Source organism: Bordetella genomosp. 10 (assembly GCF_002261225.1).
GTDB lineage: Bacteria > Pseudomonadota > Gammaproteobacteria > Burkholderiales > Burkholderiaceae_B > Bordetella_C.
In genome coordinates this window covers 876,327-898,031 of record NZ_NEVM01000002.1, presented here as the reverse complement: position 1 = coordinate 898,031, position 21,705 = coordinate 876,327, and the positions used below count along the sequence as shown (strand labels likewise).

At 68.2% G+C, this 21,705-nt stretch carries 20 protein-coding genes; 10 read left to right on the top strand and 10 right to left on the bottom strand.

The features are described 5' to 3' along the window. The first annotated feature begins 76 nt into the window (after positions 1-76). Positions 77-457, top strand: coding sequence for a DUF423 domain-containing protein (locus tag CAL29_RS13360; protein ID WP_094854074.1), 381 nt, complete (start codon positions 77-79; stop codon positions 455-457). A gap of 39 nt (positions 458-496) precedes the next feature. Here the strand turns inward: CAL29_RS13360 and CAL29_RS13355 are convergent, their stop codons facing one another. Both CAL29_RS13355 and CAL29_RS13350 read right to left on the bottom strand, forming a co-directional pair. After that, positions 497-1,756 (bottom strand): MFS transporter, encoded by a 1,260-nt coding sequence (locus tag CAL29_RS13355; protein WP_094853482.1) that lies wholly within the window; start codon positions 1,754-1,756, stop codon positions 497-499. A gap of 76 nt (positions 1,757-1,832) precedes the next feature. After that, a complete protein-coding gene (locus CAL29_RS13350; RefSeq protein ID WP_094853481.1) occupies positions 1,833-2,831 on the bottom strand; it encodes a LysR family transcriptional regulator in 999 nt (332 codons plus the stop codon). A 226-nt stretch (positions 2,832-3,057) separates the two neighbouring features. Between CAL29_RS13350 and CAL29_RS13345 the strand changes: the two genes are divergently transcribed. The 3 genes from CAL29_RS13345 to CAL29_RS13335 all read left to right on the top strand — a co-directional run bounded on the left by CAL29_RS13345 (position 3,058) and on the right by CAL29_RS13335 (position 6,439). Then, entirely contained in the window at positions 3,058-4,071 is a 1,014-nt protein-coding gene (locus tag CAL29_RS13345; RefSeq protein WP_094853480.1) for a Bug family tripartite tricarboxylate transporter substrate binding protein, read from the top strand. 76 nt (positions 4,072-4,147) lie between these two features. Further along, a complete protein-coding gene (locus tag CAL29_RS13340) occupies positions 4,148-5,602 on the top strand; it encodes an N-acyl-D-amino-acid deacylase family protein (protein ID WP_094853479.1) in 1,455 nt (484 codons plus the stop codon). A 93-nt stretch (positions 5,603-5,695) separates the two neighbouring features. Next, positions 5,696-6,439: an aspartate/glutamate racemase family protein gene (locus CAL29_RS13335; RefSeq protein WP_179284011.1), complete on the top strand. Its 744-nt coding sequence runs from the start codon at positions 5,696-5,698 to the stop codon at positions 6,437-6,439. 27 nt (positions 6,440-6,466) lie between these two features. On the opposite strand, the gene CAL29_RS13330 is transcribed toward CAL29_RS13335, so the two are convergent. From CAL29_RS13330 to proC, 7 genes are all read right to left on the bottom strand, one after another. After that, complete coding sequence (locus CAL29_RS13330; RefSeq protein WP_094853478.1) at positions 6,467-7,168, bottom strand: ABC transporter ATP-binding protein; 702 nt, start codon at positions 7,166-7,168, stop codon at positions 6,467-6,469. Next, positions 7,168-7,935, bottom strand: a complete 768-nt coding sequence (gene livG / locus CAL29_RS13325) for a high-affinity branched-chain amino acid ABC transporter ATP-binding protein LivG (RefSeq protein ID WP_094853477.1) — start codon at positions 7,933-7,935, stop codon at positions 7,168-7,170. The genes CAL29_RS13330 and livG overlap by 1 nt, the downstream gene beginning before the upstream one ends. Then, the gene (locus CAL29_RS13320) at positions 7,932-9,167 is read right to left on the bottom strand and encodes a high-affinity branched-chain amino acid ABC transporter permease LivM (RefSeq protein WP_094853476.1); all 1,236 of its coding nucleotides are present in this window, start codon (positions 9,165-9,167) and stop codon (positions 7,932-7,934) included. Before CAL29_RS13320 ends, livG begins: the two co-directional genes overlap by 4 nt. Further along, positions 9,167-10,093, bottom strand: coding sequence for a high-affinity branched-chain amino acid ABC transporter permease LivH (livH, locus tag CAL29_RS13315; RefSeq protein WP_094853475.1), 927 nt, complete (start codon positions 10,091-10,093; stop codon positions 9,167-9,169). Before livH ends, CAL29_RS13320 begins: the two co-directional genes overlap by 1 nt. A 102-nt stretch (positions 10,094-10,195) precedes the next feature. Continuing rightward, on the bottom strand, positions 10,196-11,311 hold the full coding sequence (locus CAL29_RS13310) for a branched-chain amino acid ABC transporter substrate-binding protein (protein WP_094853474.1): 1,116 nt from the start codon (positions 11,309-11,311) through the stop codon (positions 10,196-10,198). A 384-nt stretch (positions 11,312-11,695) separates the two neighbouring features. Beyond that, entirely contained in the window at positions 11,696-12,241 is a 546-nt protein-coding gene (locus CAL29_RS13305; protein WP_094854072.1) for a VUT family protein, read from the bottom strand. A gap of 128 nt (positions 12,242-12,369) precedes the next feature. Next, on the bottom strand, positions 12,370-13,221 hold the full coding sequence (proC, locus tag CAL29_RS13300; RefSeq protein WP_094853473.1) for a pyrroline-5-carboxylate reductase: 852 nt from the start codon (positions 13,219-13,221) through the stop codon (positions 12,370-12,372). 254 nt (positions 13,222-13,475) lie between these two features. On the opposite strand from proC, the gene ugpB reads away from it, so the two are divergent. From ugpB to CAL29_RS13280, 4 genes are all read left to right on the top strand, one after another. Next, positions 13,476-14,789, top strand: a complete 1,314-nt coding sequence (gene ugpB, locus CAL29_RS13295) for a sn-glycerol-3-phosphate ABC transporter substrate-binding protein UgpB (RefSeq protein ID WP_094853472.1) — start codon at positions 13,476-13,478, stop codon at positions 14,787-14,789. Positions 14,790-15,051: 262 nt separating this feature from the next. Next, a complete protein-coding gene (gene ugpA / locus CAL29_RS13290; protein WP_094853471.1) occupies positions 15,052-15,933 on the top strand; it encodes a sn-glycerol-3-phosphate ABC transporter permease UgpA in 882 nt (293 codons plus the stop codon). A 21-nt stretch (positions 15,934-15,954) separates the two neighbouring features. After that, a complete protein-coding gene (ugpE, locus tag CAL29_RS13285) occupies positions 15,955-16,806 on the top strand; it encodes a sn-glycerol-3-phosphate ABC transporter permease UgpE (protein ID WP_094853470.1) in 852 nt (283 codons plus the stop codon). A gap of 62 nt (positions 16,807-16,868) precedes the next feature. Further along, positions 16,869-17,957 carry a sn-glycerol-3-phosphate import ATP-binding protein UgpC gene (locus tag CAL29_RS13280; RefSeq protein ID WP_094853469.1) on the top strand — a complete coding sequence of 363 codons (1,089 nt, stop codon included), beginning with the start codon at positions 16,869-16,871 and terminating at the stop codon, positions 17,955-17,957. Between the two features lie 130 nt (positions 17,958-18,087). Here CAL29_RS13280 and CAL29_RS13275 read toward each other — a convergent pair whose 3' ends face one another. Continuing rightward, the gene (locus CAL29_RS13275; RefSeq protein ID WP_094854071.1) at positions 18,088-18,891 is read right to left on the bottom strand and encodes a thioesterase family protein; all 804 of its coding nucleotides are present in this window, start codon (positions 18,889-18,891) and stop codon (positions 18,088-18,090) included. Between the two features lie 246 nt (positions 18,892-19,137). On the opposite strand from CAL29_RS13275, the gene CAL29_RS13270 reads away from it, so the two are divergent. Next, positions 19,138-20,526, top strand: coding sequence for a bifunctional enoyl-CoA hydratase/phosphate acetyltransferase (locus CAL29_RS13270; protein WP_094853468.1), 1,389 nt, complete (start codon positions 19,138-19,140; stop codon positions 20,524-20,526). Between the two features lie 16 nt (positions 20,527-20,542). Then, positions 20,543-21,661: an alpha/beta fold hydrolase gene (locus tag CAL29_RS13265; protein WP_094853467.1), complete on the top strand. Its 1,119-nt coding sequence runs from the start codon at positions 20,543-20,545 to the stop codon at positions 21,659-21,661. Positions 21,662-21,705 lie beyond the last annotated feature (44 nt).

The window sequence follows — 21,705 nt, the reverse complement described above, 5'->3', positions numbered from 1 at the left end:
CTTGTCTGCGCCTACAATCAAAACGCCTCGGCGCGGATGCCGGGGGTTCTACTTGCCTGGGATGACGCCGACTATCATGACCGACCGGATTTTTGCGCTGTTGGGCGCGCTGAATATGTTCGTCGCCGTGGCCGCCGGGGCGTTTGGGGCGCATGGCTTGAAGGCGCGGCTCAGCGCGGAGATGCTGGCGATCTGGCAGACGGGGGTGACCTATCAGATGGCGCATGGCCTGGGGTTGCTGGCCATCGCCGCGCTGGCGCCGCGCTTCGGCTCGTCGCTGCTGACCGGCGCCGGCTGGCTGATGTTCGCCGGCATCGAGATCTTCAGCGGCAGCCTGTATGTGCTGGCCCTGAGCAACGTGCGCTGGCTGGGCGCCATCACGCCCATCGGCGGGCTGGGATTCCTGGCGGGCTGGCTGCTGGTGGCCCTGGCCGCCTGGCGCGGGCCGACGGCTTGAGGCGGCGTGTCCCGCGCGGTGCGCGCCGCGCGGGACACGCTACGAAGCCCGTTCCCCCGCCACCACGCCGCGGCCCTGGCCCGTGACGAGGTGGAGGCGCACGCTCAACGCCACCGAGACCGCGAGGAAGGCGCCGATCAGGCCGGCCACGCCGGCCCAGCCGGCCCATTCCCAGCACTTGCCGCCGACCGAGCCCAGCACGCTGGAGCCCAGGTAATACGCCAGCAGGTAGAGCGACGCGGCCTGCGCCTTGTAGCCGCGCGCCAACTGGCCGACCCAGCCGCTGGCCACCGAATGGGACGCGAAGAAGCCGAAGGTCAGCACCACCACGCCCGCCACCATGACGGCCAGGTTGGCCGCCAGGGTCAACAGCAGCCCCGCCAGCATGGTGCCCACGCCCATGCAGAGCATGGCGCCGCGTCCGTAGCGGTCCGCCAGCCGGCCGAACAGCGCGGACGCGAAAATGCCCACCACATAGACGGCGAAGATCGCGCTGATCACGCTCTGGCTCAGGGAATACGGCGGCGCCAGCAGGCGAAAGCCGGCGTAGTTGTAGATGGTGACGAAGCTGCCCATCAACAGGAAGCCCAGCGCGAACAGGGACAGCAGATTGGCGTCGGCCAGGTGCGTGGCGAAGCCCTGGCGCGCCGCCGCCCAACCGCCGCCGCGCTGCGGCTTGAAATGGCGCGAAGCCGGCAGCGCCAGCACGAACAGCACGCCCGCCAGCACGCCCACCGCGCCGACGACGACCAGCGCCAGGCGCCAGCCGCCATGATCGGCCAGCAGGCCGGTGATCACCCGCCCCATCATGCCGCCGAAAGCGCTGCCGCCGATGTACAGGCCCATGGCGAAACCGAGATCGGACGAAGACACTTCCTCGGCCAGGTAGGCCATGGCCACCGCCGGCACGCCGCCCAGCACCAGGCCTTGCAGGGCGCGCACGGCCAATAGCGCGTGCCAGTCCGGCGTCGCGGCCACCGCCAGCGTCAGCACGCCGGAGGCGAACAGCGAGGCCGCCATCACGGGCTTGCGCGGCAGGCGGCCGGACCAGAAGCCGACCAGGAAGATGGCCAGGGCCAGCAGGCCCGTGGTCAGGGACAGCGACAGGCTGCTCTGCGCCGGCGAGACGTTGAAATGCTCGGCGAACAGCGGCAGCAAGGGCTGCACGCAGTACATCAGCGAGAAGGTCGAGAAGCCGGCGGCGAACAGCGCCCAATTGGCGCGGCGGAAGGCCGCGGTGCCGCGCCGCAGATAGGGAACGGATTCGGTCTGTGCGGCGGGCGAGGCGGATGAAGGCATCCACGTAAGGTAGTCTCATGGCGGCTATCTGTCCAATCCATGGGAATGGGATCCCGCGCCCGGCCGGGCGCGCCCTTCAATCCTCGTCCTCGAACGACGGCCCCGGCTCGTCCTGGAGCACCTTCTTCAACGCCGCGAGAAAGCGCCTGGCCATCAAGGGCAATGGCTGCAATTCCGAATACGTGGCCCAAATGCCGATATGCGCGGGCGGAACGATGGGACGCACGGCCAGTCCCGCCCGCGTCCGCGGTCCCACGCACCAGCTATCCACCAGCGCCGGCCCCAGCCCCTGCTGGACGAACGCCAGCGCGGTCACGGGCGAATGCACTTCGATGGCCGCGGGCGTGCGGTTCGGCGCATAGCCCAGGTAAGCGGTCAGCACGCGCCCCAGGGGCGCGTCGGCCGGATAACCTATCCACGCCCCCGCGGCGAAATCCGCCGGCGCGACGGCCTGGCAGCGAGCCAGCGGATGATCGCTCGGCATGACGCACACCACCTCGCTGCGACCCAGCTCCACCGAAACCAGGTTGGGATGGACCGGCGGCCGCATGGACACCGCGATGTCGGCCTGCCCGCTGAGAAAGTGCCCCGCCAGTTCGTCGTAGGTCGAACTCCGATAGTCCACCCTCGCCTGCCCGCGTCCCTGCCGCAGCACGGCGAGGGCTTGCGGCACCATGCGCTGGCCGAAGCTGGCGCTGGAAATCACCCGCAGCGCGCCGGCGCCGGCCTGCGCCAGGTTGGCGGCCAGTTCATTGACGCGTTGAATGCCGCCATAGACCTGCTCGACCTCCGCGAACAGGCGGCGCGCCTCGGCGGTGGGCGCCAACCGGCTGCGGCTGCGCTCGAACAGCGGAAAGCGCAGCCGGCTTTCCGTCAAGGCCAGCACGCGGCTGATGGCCGGCTGCGACACGTGCAGCATGCGGCCGGCGCCGCTGATCGAGCCGGTCAGCATGATGGCGCGGAAAACCTCGATCTGGCGCAGGTTCAACGGCGGCCGCGTGCCGCTCCCGGCCGCGTCGGCCGAATCGTCATCATCCAGGCCGTCTTCGCGCGGCGCATCGGCGGTGTCGGGCATCGTGCCGCCTCCCCTTTTTCAGTCGTTTCACGATAACGGCGGATTATAGGTTTTCCATATTTTTTGATATGCGGCTTCCCGCTGCCCGGTGCTAGTCTGCCGCCCTGTCTCCAACAAAACGTCACGCGCCACACCGGCTCGCCGCCAGGTCCACGACCAAGGACCGAAGCGGCACGCCGCGCTACGCAACGACGTCCTCAGCCGCAGAAACCCAGGGGAAACCTTCATGCCGCAACCGTCCTTCCGCCCATCCGTCTTCCGTCCTTCGATCGCATTCCGCCTGTTGGGCGCCACCCTGGCGCTGGCGTGTGCAGCCGGCGCCGCCCACGGCGCCGGCAACTGGCCCGACCATCCCGTGACCTTCATCGTGCCTTCCGCCGCCGGCGGCTCGCCGGACGTGCTGTCGCGCCTGGTGACGACGCAACTGGCCAAGCAGGTGAACGGCTCGGTGATCGTCGAAAACCGTCCCGGCGCCGCCGGCAACATCGGCATCAACCTGATCAAGCGCGCCGCCCCGGACGGCTACACCATCGGCTACGGCAACATCAACACCCTGGCGGTGAACCGCTCGCTGTTCAAGTCGCTGCCCTACGACGTCGACAAGGACCTGACGCCGGTCGCCCACATGTTCGACCTGTACAACGTGCTGATCGTGCCCGCCGACTCGCCCGCGCACAGCGTGCAGGAGCTGATCGACCTGGCCCGCAAGCGGCCGGGCCGCCTGTCCTACGGCGCGCCGGGCGTGGGCACCACCGGCCACATGGGCGGCGAGCTGTTCAAGAGCATGGCGAAGATCGACGTCATGTTCATCCCGTACAACGGCGGCCCCGCCGCCATCCAGGACCTGCTGGGCGGCCGCATCGACTACCTGTTCGCCAACTCCTCGGAAGCCGGCCCGCTGGTCAAGAGCGGCAAGGTGCGCGCGCTGGGCGTCAGCAGCCTCAAGCGCCTAGCGCTGTTCCCCGACGTGCCCACCCTGGACGAGTCCGGCTTGAAGGGCTACGAGACCGTGGCCTGGGGCGGCGTGGTGGCGCCGGCGCACACCCCGGCCGACGTGGTCGCCAGGATCAACAGCGAGATCGACGCCGCGCTGCAGTCCAAGGAAGTGCTCGACGGCCTGGCCACGCTGGGCGCCGTGCCCGCCGGCGGCAGCCCCGCGGAATTCAAGCAACTGATCGACAGCGAAACCAGGAAGTGGCACGACATCATCGAGTCGGCCCACATCGAGAAACTGGACTGATACGCCGCCAGCCGCGCCGCGACCGCGCGCCCCGCCGCCCGGCCGCGGCGCCATCCCAGGGAATACACGGAACGCCATGCAGCAGCAACCCGACCTCATCCTCGCCAATGCCCTCGTCGTCGACGGCAGCGGCGCCGGCCGCTACACGGCCGACGTCGCCATCGCCGGCGAACGCATCGCCGCCGTCGGCCGCTTTCCCGACGCGACGGCGCCGCGCCTGGACGTCTCGGGCCTGGCTGTGGCGCCGGGTTTCATCGACTCCCACACGCACGACGACGGCTATCTGCTGGCGCATCCCGACATGACGCCCAAGGTCTCGCAGGGCATCACCACGGTGGTGACCGGCAATTGCGGCATCAGCCTGGCGCCGCTGGTGCGCGCGCAGGTCCCCCAGCCGCTGGACCTGCTGGGGCCGCCCGAACTGTTCCGCTACCCGCGTTTCGCCGACTGGATCGCGGACCTGCGCGCGACGCCCGCCGCCGTCAACGTCATTCCCCTGGTCGGCCACACCACGCTGCGCGTGGCCGCCATGGACGACACCCAGCGCGCCGCCACGCCGGCGGAGATCGCCGCCATGCAGGCGATGATGGAAGAAGCCTTGCAGGCCGGCGCCTTCGGCATGTCCACCGGCACCTTCTATCCGCCGGCGGCGCACGCGCCGACCGAGGAAATCATGGCCGTGGGCGCGCCCATCCGCGCGCGCGGCGGCTTGTACGCCACCCATCTGCGCGACGAAACCGACCAGATCGTGCCGGCCATGCAGGAAGCCCTGGACATCGGCCGCGCGCTGGACTGCCTGGTGGTCTTCTCGCACCACAAGCTGGCCGGCCAGGCCAACCACGGCCGCTCGGTCGAAACGCTGGCGATGATAGACCGCGCGGCCCCGCTGCAACCGGTCTGCCTGGACTGCCACCCCTATCCCGCGACGTCCACCATGCTGCGCCTGGACCGCGTGCGCATCGCGCGCCGCACCATGATCACCTGGTCCAAGGGCCATCCGCCGGCCAAGGGACGCGATTTCGCCGACCTGATGGCCGAGCTGGGCCTGGACGAGCAGCAGTTGCTGGAAAAGCTGGCGCCCGCCGGCGCCATCTACTTCCTGATGGACGAGCAGGACGTGCGCCGCATCATGGCGCACCCGGCCGCCATGGTGGGCTCGGACGGGTTGCCCTTCGACCCGCATCCGCACCCCCGCCAATGGGGCACGTTCACCAACGTGCTGCGCACCCTGGTGCGCGAACAGTCCGTCCTGACGCTGGAAGCCGCGGTGCACAAGATGACCGGCCTGGCGGCCCGCAACTACGGCCTGGCCGAGCGCGGACTGCTGCGGCCGGGCTATTATGCGGATCTGGTCCTGTTCGATCCCGAACGGGTCGGCGACCGCGCCACCTTCGAGGCGCCGGTGCAGGCCAGCCAGGGCATCCACGGGGTCTGGGTCAACGGCCGGCGCGTGTGGGCCGACGGCGCGGCGGGCACGGCCCGGCCCGGCCAGGTGCTGGCGCCCGCGCGCCGCGGAAAGGCCGGCGCCTGATACCGGCGCCTGATACCGCCCCCCGGCCCGCGGCCCTGTCGCCGCCCCGGCCCGACCGAGGACCGGAACCCTGCATATATCGGAGTATTTTTCGTGACCAACGCTATATCCGGCCTCTACCTGGGCATCCTCGGCGGCATGGGCCCCATGGCCGGCGCCGCCTTCGCCGAACGGCTGGTGGCCCTCACCCCGGCCGCGCGCGACCAGGACCACATTCCCGCCCTGCTGGTGAACGATCCCCGCGTCCCCGACCGCACCGCCGCCAAGCTGGCCGGCGGCGAAGATCCCCTGCCCGCCATGTCGCGCGGCATCGCGCTGCTGAACGGCGCCGGCGCGCGGCTGATCGCCATTCCCTGCAACACCGCCCACCTGTGGTACGACGAACTGGTGGCGGCCTCGCCGGCGCCGGTGCTGCACATCATCGAATCGGTGGTGGAAGACCTGCGCCGGCGCGGCATCCACGGCGGCCCCATCGGCCTGATGGGCACCGAGGGCACGCTGCGCATGGGCCTGTACCAGCGCCACCTGGAGCGCCACGGCTACGAATGCGTGGTGCCGACCGAGGAAGAAATGACGGCGTACTGCACGCCGTCCATCGCCGCCGTCAAGGCCAACCGCCTGGCCGAGTCCTTCGAGCCGGCGGCCGCCTGCATCCGCGCCCTGGCGGCGCGCGGCGCGGTGGCGGTGGCCCTGGGCTGCACGGAGCTGCCCCTGGCCATCCCGCACGACCGCCGCGGCGAGTTCAGCGTGCCCCTGACCGACTCCATCGACGCCCTGGCCCTGGCCGCGATCCAGCGCTACCAGGAAGACATGGGGGCCGGCCGCAAGACCGCCTGACCGCGGCGCGGCCGCGCCCCGCTCCCCTCACGCGCCCAGGTAGGCCTTGCGCACGTCGGCGTTGACCAGCAGGTTGGCGCCGGTGTCGTGCATCACCACCCGGCCGTTCTCCAGCACGTACCCGCGGTCGGCCACCTGCAGCGCCTTGTTGGCGTTCTGTTCGACCAGGAACACCGTCACGCCCTGGTCGCGGATGGTGCGGATGATGTCGAAGATCTGCGCGATGATCAGCGGCGCCAGTCCCAGCGTCGGCTCGTCCAGCAGCAACAGGCTGGGCCGGGTCATCAGCGCGCGGCCGATGGCCAGCATCTGCTGCTCGCCGCCCGACATGGTGCCGGCGCGCTGCTGGGCGCGTTCCTTCAGGCGCGGGAACAGTTCGTAGACGTGCCCCAGCCCCTGCTGCATCTGCACCCGGTTGGAGAAGAACCCGCCCATCATCAGGTTCTCCTCCACGGTCAGGTCCTTGAACACGCGCCGTCCTTCGGGCGACACGGCGATGCCGCTGCGCATGATCTGGTGCGTGTCCGCCCGCGTGATGTCGCGCCCCTCGAAGGTGATGACGCCCTCGCGCGCCTGCGGATTGCCGCAGACCGTCATCAGCAAGGTGGTCTTGCCGGCGCCGTTGGCCCCGATCAAGGTCACGATCTCGCCCTTGTTCACCTCCACCGACACGCCGTTCAGGGCCTGGATGGCGCCGTAGTAGGTGTGCACGTTCTCCAGCTTCAGCATCATTCCTCTCCCAGATACGCCTTGATGACGCGCTCATCGCTGCGCACCGCCTGCGGGGTTCCGGTGGTGATGGGCTTGCCGTGCTCCATGACCAGGATGCGGTCGGAGATGCCCATCACCAGACTCATGTCGTGCTCGATCAGCAGCACCGCCACGCCGAACTCGCGGCGCAGGCGGTCGATCAGGCGCTGCAGGTCCTGCTTCTCCTGGGGATTGAGGCCGGCGGCCGGCTCGTCCAGCATCAGCAGCCGCGGCTTGGTGATCATGCAGCGGGCGATCTCCAGGCGCCGCTGGTGGCCATAGGCCAGGTTGCCGGCCTCGCGGTTGGCGTAGTCGCGCAGGCCCATGAAGTCCAGCCATTCGGCCGCGCGCTTGACGGCGTCGGCCTCCGCCTGCCGGTAGGACTTCAGCTTGAGCAGGCCCGGCAGCAGCCGCGTCTCGACCTGCGTATGCTGCGCCACCAGCAGGTTCTCCAGTACCGTCAGCTTCTTGAACAGGCGCACGTTCTGGAAGGTGCGCACCAGGCCGTGCTGCGCCACGCGGTGGCTGGGCAGGCCGGTGATGGAAACGCCGTCCATCTCGATGCCGCCCTCGCTGGGGTGGTAGAAGCCGCCGACGCAGTTGAACACGGTGGTCTTGCCGGCGCCGTTGGGGCCGATGATGGCGAACACCTCGTCGCGCCCCACGTCGAAGGCCACGTGGTCGACGGCCAGCAGGCCGCCGAAGCGCATGCACAGACCCGATACTCTCAGCAAGGCGTCGCTCATTTCCTGTCCAGCTCCACGTGAGGACGTTGCATGGGCAGCAGGCCTTGCGGCCGCCACATCATCATCAGCACCATGACCAGGCCGAACATCAGCATGCGGTACTCGGCGAACTCGCGCGCCAGTTCCGGCAGCACGGTCAGCAGGATGGCGGCCAGGATCACGCCCACCTGCGAGCCCATGCCGCCCAGCACCACGATGGCGAGGATCAGCGCCGATTCGATGAAGGTGAAGGATTCCGGATTCACCAGCCCCTGGCGCGCGGCGAAGAACGCCCCGCCGAAGCCGGCGAACATCGCGCCCAGCGTGAAAGCGGACAGCTTGATGCGGGTGGGATTCAGGCCCAGCGAGCGGCAGGCGATCTCGTCCTCGCGCAAGGCTTCCCAGGCCCGTCCCACCGGCATGCGCTTGAGCCGCGTGGAGACGAACAGCGTGATCAGGGCCAGCGCCAGCGCCATCAGGTACAGCCAGATGATGACGTGCTGGTTCTGGAAGGTCAGGCCCAGCATTTCATGGAAGGTCTGGCGTCCCTCGACGCTGGACGAGCGCGCCATCTCGATGCCGAACACCGACGGCTTGGGTATGCCGGAGATGCCGTCCGGGCCCCCCGTCAGCCAGTTCAGGTTGATCAGCAGCAGGCGGATGATCTCGCCGAAGCCCAGGGTGACGATGGCCAGGTAGTCGCCGCGCAGGCGCAGCACCGGAAAGCCCAGCACGAAGCCGAACAGCGCCGACATGGCGCCGGCGAAGGGCAAGGCCTCCCAGAAGCCCCAGCCGCCCCAGTGGTACAGCAAGGCATAGGTGTAGGCGCCCACCGCGTAGAAGCCGACGAAACCCAGGTCCAGCAGGCCGGCGAAGCCCACCACGATGTTCAGGCCCAGCCCCAGCATGACGTAGATCAGCACCAGCGTGGCGATGTCCACCGCGCTGCGGTCGCCGAAAAACGGCCATACGACGGCGACGACCACCAGCGCCGACACCAGCCATTTGTGGCCGCTGGCGGGCGCGGCCGGCAGCGTCGGCAGCGCCCCCTTCAGGCGCTTGAACGGCAGGCCCAGCCAGGGCCGCAGCAACTGGCCGGCGAACACGATCGCCATGGCGACCAGGACGTTGGACCAGTGCGGGTCCATCAGCGTGCGCGCGCCCTGGCGCACCAACTGCAGGCCGAACACCGGCGTGACGATGACCGCGGTCATGATGGCCGCGATGAAGGCATTGCGTATGTTTTGCGCCATCAGACTTTTTCCACCTCGGGTTTGCCCAACAGGCCGGTGGGACGGAACAGCAGGATCAACACCAACAGCAGGAACGCGACGATGTCCTTGTATTGGGACGACAGATAGGCCGCGGCGAAGGTTTCCACCAGGCCCAGCAGCACGCCGCCCAGCATGGCGCCGGGAATGCTGCCGATGCCGCCCAGCACCGCCGCCGTGAAGGCCTTGATGCCGACGATGAAGCCGATGAAGGGATTGAGCTTGCCGATGGTCACGGCGACCAGCACCCCGCCCACGGCCGCCAGCATGGCGCCCAGCACGAAGGTGAAGGAGATCACCCGGTTGGTGTCGATGCCCAGCAGGTTGGCCATGTGCATGTCCTGCGAGCAGGCGCGCGAAGCGCGGCCCATGCGCGAATGGCGGATATACAGCGACAGCGCGACCATCAGCACCACGGTCACCACGATGATCATCACGCGCGAATACGGGATGGTGACGTCGAAATTGGTGCCCATGTGGAATTGCAGCGCGCCCGACAGGATGTTGGGCACGGCCATGTCGCGCGCGCCCTGCCCCAGCGCCACCCAGTTCTGCAGGAAGATGGACATGCCGATGGCGGAGATCAGCGCCACCAGCCGCGGGCTGCCGCGCAAGGGCCGGTAGGCCACGCGCTCCACGGCGAAACCGTAGGCGCCGGTCACGGCCATGGCGACGATGAGCATGGCGGCCACCAGCAGGTAGACCGGCATGCCGCTTTGCGTGCCGATGGCCGTCAGCGTCACCAGGCCGACGTAGGCGCCGATCATGTAGATCTCGCCGTGCGCGAAATTGATCATGCCGATGATGCCGTACACCATGGTGTAGCCGATGGCGATCAGCGCATAGATGGCGCCCAGCGACAGCCCGTTGAAGAACTGCTGCGTCAGTTGCGGAAGAAGGTCAGACATTCACGCGTGCTCCAAATGGATCCGGCCCCGGTAAAACGCCCCCGGAGCCGGAAACCTGGATTTACTTCGGTGGAAACCCCGCCCGTGCGGGAGCGATCGGCATCAGAGCTGGGTCTTCTTGCCGTCCTTGTCCCACTTGAACACCGCGAACTCGAAGTTCTTCAAATCGCCCTTGGCGTCGTATTCGACCTTGCCGATGGACGTGTCGAAGCTGTGCTTGTGCAGGTAGTCGGCCACCTTGACGGGGTCCTCGCCCACCGCCTCGATGCCGTCGGCGATCAGTTGCACCGCCGCGTAGGCGGGCATCTGGAAGGCGCCGTCCGGGTCGCGCTTCTTGTCGCGGAAGGCCTTCACGATGCCCTCGTTGCCCGGCAGCTTGGTGAAGTCCGCCGGCAGCGTCACCAGCAGGCCGTCGATGGCCGGCCCGGCGATGGCCACCAGGTCCTGGTTGGCGGTGCCTTCCGGCCCCATGAACTGCACGTTCAGGCCCTGTTCGCGCGACTGGCGCAGCAGCAGGCCCAGTTCGGGGTGGTAGCCGCCGAAGTAGACGAAGTCCACGCCCTGCGACTTCAGCTTGGTGATGACCGCCGAGTAATCGCTGTCGCCGACGTTGATGCCCTCGAACATGACGACGTTCACGCCGTCCTTGACCAGGGTGTCCTTGACCTGGGTGGCCACGCCCGAACCGTAGGTCTGCTTGTCGTGCAGCACGGCGACCTTCTTGGGCTTGACGTTCTTGGCGATGTAGTTGGCGGCGAACGGGCCCTGCTGGTCGTCGCGGCCGATGGTGCGGAAGAACATCTTGGGCTTGGTGGTGTCGGTCACCAGGGGCGAGGTGGCGCCCGGGGTGATGGCGACGATGCCTTCCTGCTCGTAGACGTTGACCGCCGGCACCGTGACGCCGGAGCAGGCGTGGGCGACGGCGAACTTGGCGCCCGAGTTCACCACCCGGTTGGCGGCGGGCACGGCCTGCTTCGGTTCGCAGCCGTCGTCGATGAGGATGGGTTCGAGCTTCTTGCCCTTGACGCCGCCTTTGGCGTTGATGGTTTCGATGGCGGTCAGCGCGCCCGCCTGGATCTGGTCCCCGTACTGGGTGTTGGGGCCCGTCATGGGCTGCGGAATGCCGATCTTGATGGTATCGGCGGCATGCACGGCGCCGGCCAGCGTAAGGGCCCCCAGGGCCAGCGCCAGGGGGGTAACGCGTTTCAACAACTTCATGCGAGGGTCTCCGCGAGGGGTTGAGCGGCTCGGCACATGACGTCGGGCGGGATTGGTGATCCCCCCGTCGCATCGCGCGTCACCGGCTTCTTGGGCAAAACTCTGAGGCAAAACACGACGTGGCAGCCATTCTGAAAGCAAGCCGTCAGGCTGTCACTGCGTGTATTCCCCAGGTCCGAATATGAATGAGGAAAAAATGCCCCCACGCCGCGCGGCTACGCCGCTTGCTGCCCCCCGAGGGGGCGTTTTTGCCTTGGGGCGGCCCGGCGGCAAAAAACCACCGCCATCGGCGCGATAAAAGGCACGCAAAAAGCAAAAGGCCCGGGAGTCCGATCCGGGTCTTTGCCGTAAACGAGCCGGCGCCTGGCGCCCGCCTCGCCATCCTCAGGGCGACGCAGGAGTCCCGTTCGTGGCGGCGGGGCGCGCCAGGTTCCACATCAGGGCGCGGAACGGCGCCAGCATGCTGATATTGACCGCCAGCTTGACCGCGACGTCGCCCAGCATCCAGGTCACCCACGGCGCCCCGGTCGCCGCGAAGGCGACGCTGAAGAACAGGGCCGTGTCGAGCAAGGCGCCCAGCACGCCGGACACCAGCGGCGCACGCCACCAGCGCAGGTCGCGCAGGCGGTCGAACACCTGGATGTCGAGCAATTGGGCGCAGATATAGGCCACGCCGGAGGCCAGCGCGATGCGCGGCGAGGCCAGCCAGGTAGACACCGCCAGCGCGGCGGCGAAGCCGACCCAGGCCACGCGCCGGGCCGCCAGCGGGCCGAAACGGCGGTTCAGCACGTCGGTGACCAGGAAAGCCAGCGGATAGGACAGGCCGCCCCAGGTCAGCCAGTGATTCAGCGGTATCTGCACCAGGATATTGGAGCCGACCACCACCAGCCCCATGCACAGCACCGCCACGAAGAATTGCAGGCCGCCCATGCGCTCGAAGCGCGCCGCGCGGCCGTCGCCGGCCGGGGCCACGCCGAACAGGCTGGACAGGCGGCGGGAAAACAGAGACGGCGGGGAAGCCCCCAGGGCCGGGGCCTCGCGCCCCCGGCTTGCCTGCGTCACTTGCCGAACTCCTGCGCCAGTTCGCGCGAGCGCTGGGCGGCGGCCGCCATGGCGCGCGCCACCAGGCCCATCAGGTCGCCGTCGTCGAAGACCTTGAGCGCGGCGGCGGTGGTGCCGCCCTTGGAGGTCACCCGCTCGCGCAGCACCGACGGCGAATCGGCCGATTCGCGCGCCAGCTTGGCCGCGCCCTCGAAGGTGCCCAGCGCCAGCGCCTTGGCCTGTTCCTCGTCCAGGCCCACCGCCACGCCGCCGGCGATCAAGGCTTCCAGGAAGCGGAACACGTAGGCCGGCCCGCTGCCGGACAGCGCCGTCACGGCGTCGATGGCGGCGTCGTCGTCCACCCAGACGACGTGGCCGACCGAGCTCAGCATGGTCTGCGCCAGCTCGCGGTCGGCCGCGCCGACCCCGGCCAGGGCCAGCATGCCGGTCACGCCCGCGCCGACCAGGGCCGGGGTGTTGGGCATGCAGCGCACGATCTTGTCGTAGGGCTGTCCGTCCTGGCCCAGCCAGGCGGCCAGCACGTCGCCGCGCAGGCCGGCGGCCACGCTGACGACCAGCGTGCCGGGGCGCAGCCAGGGCTGGCAGGCCCGCACCGCGTCGCGCATGTATTGCGGCTTGACGGCGAAGAACCAGACGTTGCATTGGGACAGCGTCTCGTCCGGCGCCGTCGCGGTGGTGGCGCCGCGGGCCTGCCAGGCCGCGTGGCTGTCCGGATTGAGGTCGACGGCGTGGATCTGGCCGGCGGGGCAAAGGCGGCCGGCCATGCCGGTGGCCAGGGCGGTAGCCATGTTGCCGGCGCCGATGAAGGCGACGCGCAAGCGGCTGTCGGGGGTGATGTGCGTGTCCATGGGCGCGATTGTAATAGCGCGGCACAGGGAAGTGGGCGGGAAGATGGGCGGGTTCCCGAAGTGGGCCATTGTCCGGGCCGTTGCTAGGGCCGGTGTTGCCGTTGTTCCAGATCCTCTCAGGGAGAGTCCGAATTTGACAGGCCTCCCGGCCGGTGTAACAGTCACGAGTTCGTCACAAACAATTCATATGGTGTCGTGCTTCGCCGAGGAAACCCCTCAGGCGGCACATTTGAGTACTTTAGGAGGAAATACCCATGCGCTCCCACCGTCTCGCCCTCGCGGCGGCGGCCCTGATCGCCGCGTTCGGCGCGTCGTCGGCCCACGCCGCCACTGAAATCCAGTTCTGGCACTCCATGGAAGGAGCGCTGGGCGACCGCGTCAACGAAATGGTCGACCAGTTCAACAAGAGCCAATCCGACTACGTCGTGAAGGCCGTCTACAAGGGCAACTACGGCGAATCGATGAACGCCGGCATCGCCGCCTTCCGCGCCGGCAACGCCCCCGATATCCTCCAGGTCTTCGAAGTCGGCACCGCCACGATGATGTACGCCAAGGGCGCCATCAAGCCGGTGCAGCAGATGTCCGAGGAAGCCGGCGATCCGATCGATCCCAAGGCCTTCATCGGCGCCGTGGGCGGCTACTACTCCTCCGCCGACGGCAAGCTCGTGTCGATGCCCTTCAACAGCTCGACCGTGGTCATGTACTACAACAAGGACGCCTTCAAGAAGGCCGGCCTGGACGCCGACAAGCCGCCCAAGACCTGGCAGGAACTGGCCGAGGCGACCAAGAAGCTGAAGGCCGCCGGCCAGGAATGCGGCTACACGACCTCGTGGCCGTCGTGGGTCCAACTGGAAACCTTCTCGGCCTGGCACAACGTGCCCTACGCCACCAAGGACAACGGCTTCGGCGGCCTGGACGCGCGCCTGGCCATCGACTCGCCCCTGCACCAGCGCCACCTGGAATTCCTGGCCCAACTGGCCAAGGACGGCGAGTTCATGTACGGCGGCCGCGGCGACGATCCCAACGCCCTTTTCATCTCGGGCAAGTGCGCCATGATCACCGGCTCCAGCGGCCTGCGCGCCAACATCATCAAGAACGCCAAGTTCCAGTTCGGCACCTCGACCGTGCCCTACTACGCGGACGTCAAGGGCGCCCCGCAGAACACCATCATCGGCGGCGCCTCGCTGTGGGTGTTCGGCAACAAGTCGCCGGCCGTCTACAAGGGCGTGACCAAGTTCTTCAAGTTCCTCGCCAGTCCGGAAGTGGCCGCCAAGTGGCACCAGCAGACCGGCTACGTGCCCGTCACCAAGGCCGCCTACGAGCTGACCGAGAAGTCCGGCTTCTATGCCCAGAACCCGGGCACCGACGTCGGCGTCAAGGAACTGAACGTGGAAACCACCGCGCAGTCGCGCGGCGTGCGCCTGGGTTTCCTGCCGCAGATCCGCGAGATCGAGGACGCCGAAATCGAGCGCATCGTCTCCGGCAAGGAAAGCGCCAAGGACGGCCTGGCCAACGCCACCAAGCGCGGCAACGAGTTGCTCGAAAAGTTCGAAAAAAGTGTAAAGTAGCGCGTTTTGCCCGGGCGGGAACGCCCGGGCATGCGTACAGATACAGTCAGGGATACGGTCGGGATCGGCGTGAGGCCGTGGCTTCGCCCGACCCCCGATGCTTCATCGAGTCCATGCGGATTGCAGGCAGGCCCGGCAATCCGCATTGCGTCGTTTGTCTGGATGCTTTCCCGGTGGTCCGAACGCGCCGCGCCAGGACCATTACACGTTTGTTACCCCGCGCGCGATGCCCCCGCATCGTGGGCAAGGCATAGCTCGCCCCATGGAAAAACGCGTCGTATTCGGCCACAAGACCCTGCCCTACCTGCTGCTCGCGCCGCAGTTGATCATCACCATCGTATTTTTCTTCCTCCCCGCGGGACAGGCCATGTGGCAGTCCATGCGCCTGGAGGACGCCTTCGGCCTGTCGTCGGAATTCGTTGGCCTGGCCAACTTCGCCGACCTGTTCAGGCAGGGCGAATACCTCAATTCCTTCCAGACCACCGCGGTGTTCTCCGTGCTGGTGGCCTTCGTCGGCCTGGCCGTCTCGCTGCTGCTGGCCGTGATGGCCGACCGCGTGATCAAGGGCGCCGCCGTCTACAAGACCCTGCTGATCTGGCCCTACGCCGTGGCGCCCGCCGTCGTCGGCGTGCTGTGGCTGTTCCTGTTCTCGCCGGCGGTGGGCATCCTGGCCGTGGCGCTGCGCAACGTCGGCGTGGACTGGAATCCGCGCCTGGACGGCAACCAGGCCATGATCCTGGTGCTGATCGCGGCGGTGTGGAAGCAGATCTCCTACAACTTCCTGTTCTTCCTGGCCGGCCTGCAGTCCATCCCGCGCTCGCTGATCGAGGCGGCCGCCATCGACGGCGCCTCGCCCACGCGCCGCTTCTGGAGCATCGTCTTCCCGCTGCTGTCGCCCACCACCTTCTTCCTGCTGGTGGTGAACGTCATCTATGCGTTCTTCGACACCTTCGCGGTCATCGACACCACCACCCAGGGGGGCCCCGGCACCTCCACCTCCATCCTGGTCTACAAGGTGTACCGCGACGGTTTCGTCGGCCTGGACCTGGGCTCGTCGGCCGCGCAGTCGGTGATCCTGATGTTCATCGTCGTGATCCTGACCGTGGTCCAGTTCCGCTACATCGACCGCAAGGTCCAGTACTGATTTTTCCGAGGCATTAGGCATATGGTTGAGCGCCGTCCCTGGCTGGATGTCCTGGCCCACGCAATCCTGCTCTGCGGCGTGGCCGTGGTGGCATTCCCGCTCTATGTCACCTTCGTCGCGTCCACGCAGACCGCGCAGGAGGTGGCGTCCGCGCCCATGTCGCTGATCCCGGGCTCGCACCTGGTCAGCAACTACATGCAGGCGCTGTTCTCCGGCTCCGGCGGCGGCTCCAGCGGCACGCCGGTGGCCCGCATGATGTACGTCAGCCTGGTCATGGCGCTGTCGATTTCCATCGGCAAGATCGTGATCTCGATGATGTCGGCCTTCGCGGTGGTGTATTTCCGCTTCCGCTTCCGCATGTTCTTCTTCTGGATGATCTTCGTCACGCTGATGCTGCCGGTGGAAGTGCGCATCGCGCCCACCTACAAGGTCGTCGCCGACCTGGGGCTGCTCAACAGCTACGCCGGCCTGGCGCTGCCGCTGATCGCCTCGGCCACCGCCACCTTCCTGTTCCGCCAGTTCTTCCTGACCGTGCCGGACGAACTGGTGGAAGCCGCCCGCATCGACGGCGCCGGCCCCATGCGCTTCTTCCGCGACGTGCTGCTGCCTTTGTCGAAGACCAGCATCGCCGCGCTGTTCGTCATCCAGTTCATCTACGGCTGGAACCAGTACCTGTGGCCCCTGCTCATCACGACCAAGGAAGACATGTACCCGGTGGTGATCGGCATCAAGCGCATGGTCAGCGGCGGCGACAGTGTGACGGAATGGAATCTCACCATGGCGACCGCCATGCTGGCCATGCTGCCGCCCGTGCTGGTCGTGATCCTCATGCAGAAATGGTTCGTCAAGGGCCTGGTCGACACGGAGAAGTGACGCGCCCGCGTCCGCTCCGCGCCCTGCCCCTCTGATCCCGCTACAACCCAGCGAACAATCGTATGGCTACTCTCAGCTTCCGCAACGTCAAGAAAACCTACGCCGGCAACGTGCCGGTGATCCACGGCATCGACATGGACATCATGGACGGCGAGTTCGTCGTCATCGTCGGGCCGTCGGGCTGCGGCAAATCCACGCTGATGCGCATGGTGGCCGGCCTGGAGGAGATCACTAGCGGCTCCATCGAGATCGACGGCAAGGAGGTCAACAACCTGGAGCCGGCCGAGCGCGACATCGCCATGGTGTTCCAGAACTACGCCCTGTATCCGCACATGAGCGTGTTCCAGAACATGGCCTACGGCCTGAAGATCCGCAAGATGCCCAAGGACGAGATCCGCAAGCGGGTCGAGGCCGCCGCGCAGATCCTCGAACTCGGCCCGCTGCTGGAGCGCCGCCCGCGCCAGTTGTCCGGCGGCCAGCGCCAGCGCGTGGCCATGGGACGGGCCATCGTGCGCGAGCCCAAGGTCTTCCTGTTCGACGAGCCGCTGTCCAACCTGGACGCCAAGCTGCGCGTGGCGATGCGCCTGGAACTGCTGAAGATGCATCGCCGCCTGGGCACCACCAGCCTGTACGTGACCCACGACCAGGTGGAAGCGATGACGCTGGCGCACCGCATGATCGTCATGAACAAGGGCATCCCGGAGCAGATCGGCACGCCCATGGAAGTGTTCGAGAAGCCGGCCTCCACCTTCGTCGCCGGCTTCATCGGCTCGCCGCCGATGAACCTGATCAACGTGCACGCGCACGGCGACGGCACGCTGAAGACCGAGGACGGCCTGGACCTGGCGATTCCGCCCACCGCGGTGCCGGGCGCCGTGCGCGGCCGCGACATCGTCATGGGCATGCGCCCGGAGCACATGGTGCTGAACTCGCCCGGCATGCGGGTCGAGGTGGAGATGGTCGAGACGCTGGGGTCCGAGCAACTGGTGCATTGCCGTTGCGGCAAGGCCGCCGTGGTGGTGCGCTGCACGACCCGGCAGATGCAGGAAGCGGTCATCAAGGCCGGCGACCAGTTGAACATCGGCCCGGACGGCCGGCACGAACTGCACTGGTTCGAAATCCAGGGCGGGAAGCGGGTGAAGGGGACCTGAGAGGAATCCGGGCGGTAAGCCTGGGCCGGCCCTGCCCCTGCACCCGTCCTGCCGACAGGCGCCTCGCGGTGCGCTGGTCCGGTGGTCCGGTGGTTCGCTACGCGGCCAGGTCCGCGGCGGATTCAGACGATCACGCCGTCCTCGGCCGCACGGTCAGGGACTGGCTCAGCACGGCCACCGGCCCCCGCGCGTCGTGGACGATGCTGTGGGTCACGCCCAGCCCGGCGGGACCGAAGCCGACCTTGGTGTCGAAGCCGACCCAGCCGCCCACCGGCTGCCGCAGCAGATGGGCCGTCAGGTCTATGTTCGGAAAGGCCACGTCCTTGGGATGCGCGCGCGGGCTGACGCCGTTGGCGGTGTCGAGCAGGCCCAGCAGCCTGGCCGTCGGACTGGGGCTGGCGCCCGCCAGGAGCTGCACGTCCGTATCGACCCAGTAGGTCGCGGCGCCCGGAACCGCCTCGGCGCGGCGCAGTTGCAGGCTGCGAACGTAGCCGCCCGGCCAGACGCCGGTCATGTCCCAGGGCGGCAGGTCGTCCGGCGCCGGCAGCCGGGGAAAGGGATCGCCCGCCAGCGCCTCGGTGTCCATCGCGGCCATGAGCCACGCCCGCAACGTCAGTCCCACGCGGCCTTCATGGCTCAGGCGCGCCTCCACCAGCTCGATGGTCCGGCCGGGCCGGATGACCTCGATCTCCACGTCGCACGCCTCCATGGGCAGCGTGCCGTAGATGTCGTAGCTGGCCCGCCCGATCTGCAAGCCGTCCTGGCGGCGCGCGTCGCGGTGCGTCTCCACCAGATGGGCCAACAGGCCCAGCGCCGGCGCGATATGCTGCTCGGCGGGATTCCACCCGCCGCCCACGTGAAGCGTCGGCACGAAGCGCGACGCGCCCACCGATTCGAAATACGATGAAGGCCGGGAAGCATTCTGGTTTTTCATGCGGCGCCTGAAATGGGGTTGGTCATGGATGCGGACGATATTATGCGCATACCGCGCCGCCCCCGGCCGCCGCCATGCCGTCTTCAGGGCCAAGTCAGGGCGGCGCCAAGGCCTTGAGGCCGATCTCCCGCTCTCTTGATCCAGGTCAAGCGCAAGGGGTGATGCGGCGCAGCATACGCATGTAATATCGACGGCATCGATCAGTGTCATCCTGTCCGCCATGGACGGGCGCCCAGGGAGAATGCCATGGACCGGATAGAGAATCGCACGTATGCGGAGCTGCGCATCGGCGACTCGGCGAGCCTCGCGCGCACGCTTTCGCATCGCGATATCGAGCTCTTTTCCGTCATGGCGGGCGACGCCGCGCCCATGAGCCTGGACGAAGGCGTGACGCACAGCGAGCAGTTCCAGGCCACCGTGGCGCACGGCATGTGGGCGGAGGCGCTGCTCTCCACCGTGCTGGGCACGCGCCTGCCGGGGCCGGGCACGATGTTCCTGGAGCAGGCACTGCGTTTCGTCAGGCCCATCGCCGTGGGCGACGCGATCACGGTGTCGGTGCGCGTCACCGACAAGGACGACGCCACGCACCGCGTCGCGCTGGATTGCCGCGCCGTCAACCAGAACGGCGAGGACGTCATCACGGGCACGGTCCAGGTGGCCGCGCCCACGGAAAAGGTCTCGCGCCCGCGCGCCGCCCTGCCCGACGTCGAACTGGTCCAGCGCGGCCGCGGCTACGAACGCCTCATCGCCCTGACCCGCGAGCTGCCGCCCCTGCGCACGGCCGTCGTGCATCCGGTGGACACGCCGTCGCTGGTCGGCGCCATCGAGGCGGCCCGCGCCAAGCTCATCACGCCCGTGCTGGTCGGGCCGCTGGCGAAGATCCAGGCCGCCGCCGAGCGCGCCCGCATCGACCTTGGCCCCTACGAAATCGTGCCCACCGAGCACAGCGAAGCCGCCGCCGAACAGGCCGTCCTCATGGCCCGCGCGGGCAAGGTGCAGGCCTTGATGAAGGGCTCGCTGCACACCGACGAACTGATGCGCGCCGTGGTCAGCGGCGCCGACGGCCTGCGCACGGCGCGGCGCATCAGCCACGTCTTCGCCATCGACGCGCCGGCCTACCCGCGGCCCCTGTTCGTCACCGACGCGGCGATCAACGTCGCGCCGACGCTGGAGGACAAGCGCGACATCATCCAGAACGCCATCGACCTGGTCCACGCCCTGGGCATCGCGCAACCCCGCGTCGCCATCCTGTCCGCGGTGGAAACCGTCACCGGCAAGCTGCGCTCCACGCTGGACGCCGCCGCGCTCTGCAAGATGGCCGACCGCGGGCAGATCACCGGCGGCATCCTCGACGGCCCCCTCGCCTTCGACAACGCCGTCTCGGCCGCGGCGGCGGCGACCAAGGGCATCCACTCGCCCGTGGCCGGCCGCGCGGACATCTTCGTGGTGCCGGACCTGGAGGCGGGGAATATGCTGGCCAAGCAGCTCGAATACCTCGCCGGCGCGCAGATCGCCGGCATCGTGCTGGGCGCGCGCGTGCCCATCATCCTGACCAGCCGCGCCGACGAGACCCTGGCGCGGCTGGGATCCTGCGCCATCGCCCTGCTGCTGGCGCATCACCAGGCCGCGGCCTGACCGCAATGGAACGCCCATGACCGCAAAATCTTCCGTCCAAGCCTCCGAACTCGCCATGCTGTGCGTGCCGGCCTTCTGGCCGATGGCCATGGCCAAGACCCTGATGGACGAGGAGCGCGAGCTGTACGCGAAGAACCTCAAGTTCATCGGCGAAGAGGTGAAGATCCGCACCACGCTCAAGCCCAGGCTCGCCAACCATAGCCATCCGCGGCTGGACCTGCGCACCATGGTCCTGCGCGACTACGGCAAGCCCGGCGAGGGCCTGCCCACGCTGGTGGCCGCGCCCTATGCCGGCCACACCGCGATGATCGCCGACTACCGCAAGGGCCAGAGCCTGGTCGAGACCCTGCTGGCCAACGGCGTCGGCCACGTGGCCCTGACCGACTGGAAATCCGCCACGCTGGACATGAAGGACCTGGAGGTGGACAACTACCTGGCAGAACTCGTCGTGGCCATCGACGACCTGGGCGGGCGCGTCAACCTCGTGGGCCTGTGCCAGGGCGGCTGGACCTCCGCCATGATCGCCGCCCGCTTTCCGGAAAAGGTCAACAAGCTGGTCCTGGCCGGTTCGCCCATCGACACCGACGCCGGCAACGGCCCCATCAAGCGCATGGCGCACGAATCGCCGCTGTCCTTCTACGAGGACCTGGTCCGCCTGGGCGGCGGCCTGATGCTGGGCAAGTTCATGCTGCGCGGCTGGAAGAACATGCATCCGGTGGAGCACTACGTACAGAAGCACATCGACCTGTACGAGCACATCGACGACCCCGCCTACCTGGCCAAGGAAGAAGTCTTCGAAAGCTGGTACGAGAATCCGCTCGACCTGCCCGGCCGCTGGTACCTGCAGGTGATCGCGCAGATCTTCCAGGAGAACCGCCTGGCCAAGGGCCGCTTCGTCGCGTTGGGCCGCCAACTGGACCTGCACGCCATCACCTGCCCCACCTATCTGCTGGCCGGCGCCGAGGACGACATCACCACGCCGGAACAGGTGCTGGACGCGCAGAAGTACATCGGCACGGCGCCGGCGCGCATCGTCTCCAAGACGGTGCCGGGCGGGCACATCGGCCTGTTCATGGGCTCCCGCACCCTGAAGGAGCACTGGCCGGAAATCGCCCGCTGGATCGCCGGCGCGTGAGCGTCCGGCGCCCGCCGCGCAAAGCCGGCCCGGACCGATGCCCC

Coding starts and splice junctions, on each gene's coding strand:
- CAL29_RS13280 (WP_094853469.1), top strand. CDS start 16,869: ATGGCTACTCTCAGCTTCCGCAACGTCAAGAAAACCTACGCCGGCAAC.
- CAL29_RS13320 (WP_094853476.1), bottom strand. CDS start 9,167: ATGGCGCAAAACATACGCAATGCCTTCATCGCGGCCATCATGACCGCG.
- proC (WP_094853473.1), bottom strand. CDS start 13,221: ATGGACACGCACATCACCCCCGACAGCCGCTTGCGCGTCGCCTTCATC.
- livG (WP_094853477.1), bottom strand. CDS start 7,935: ATGAGCGACGCCTTGCTGAGAGTATCGGGTCTGTGCATGCGCTTCGGC.
- CAL29_RS13360 (WP_094854074.1), top strand. CDS start 77: ATGACCGACCGGATTTTTGCGCTGTTGGGCGCGCTGAATATGTTCGTC.
- CAL29_RS13275 (WP_094854071.1), bottom strand. CDS start 18,891: ATGAAAAACCAGAATGCTTCCCGGCCTTCATCGTATTTCGAATCGGTG.
- livH (WP_094853475.1), bottom strand. CDS start 10,093: ATGTCTGACCTTCTTCCGCAACTGACGCAGCAGTTCTTCAACGGGCTG.
- CAL29_RS13350 (WP_094853481.1), bottom strand. CDS start 2,831: ATGCCCGACACCGCCGATGCGCCGCGCGAAGACGGCCTGGATGATGAC.
- CAL29_RS13310 (WP_094853474.1), bottom strand. CDS start 11,311: ATGAAGTTGTTGAAACGCGTTACCCCCCTGGCGCTGGCCCTGGGGGCC.
- ugpB (WP_094853472.1), top strand. CDS start 13,476: ATGCGCTCCCACCGTCTCGCCCTCGCGGCGGCGGCCCTGATCGCCGCG.
- CAL29_RS13345 (WP_094853480.1), top strand. CDS start 3,058: ATGCCGCAACCGTCCTTCCGCCCATCCGTCTTCCGTCCTTCGATCGCA.
- CAL29_RS13305 (WP_094854072.1), bottom strand. CDS start 12,241: ATGGGCGGCCTGCAATTCTTCGTGGCGGTGCTGTGCATGGGGCTGGTG.
- ugpE (WP_094853470.1), top strand. CDS start 15,955: ATGGTTGAGCGCCGTCCCTGGCTGGATGTCCTGGCCCACGCAATCCTG.
- CAL29_RS13340 (WP_094853479.1), top strand. CDS start 4,148: ATGCAGCAGCAACCCGACCTCATCCTCGCCAATGCCCTCGTCGTCGAC.
- CAL29_RS13270 (WP_094853468.1), top strand. CDS start 19,138: ATGGACCGGATAGAGAATCGCACGTATGCGGAGCTGCGCATCGGCGAC.
- CAL29_RS13265 (WP_094853467.1), top strand. CDS start 20,543: ATGACCGCAAAATCTTCCGTCCAAGCCTCCGAACTCGCCATGCTGTGC.
- ugpA (WP_094853471.1), top strand. CDS start 15,052: ATGGAAAAACGCGTCGTATTCGGCCACAAGACCCTGCCCTACCTGCTG.
- CAL29_RS13355 (WP_094853482.1), bottom strand. CDS start 1,756: ATGCCTTCATCCGCCTCGCCCGCCGCACAGACCGAATCCGTTCCCTAT.
- CAL29_RS13330 (WP_094853478.1), bottom strand. CDS start 7,168: ATGCTGAAGCTGGAGAACGTGCACACCTACTACGGCGCCATCCAGGCC.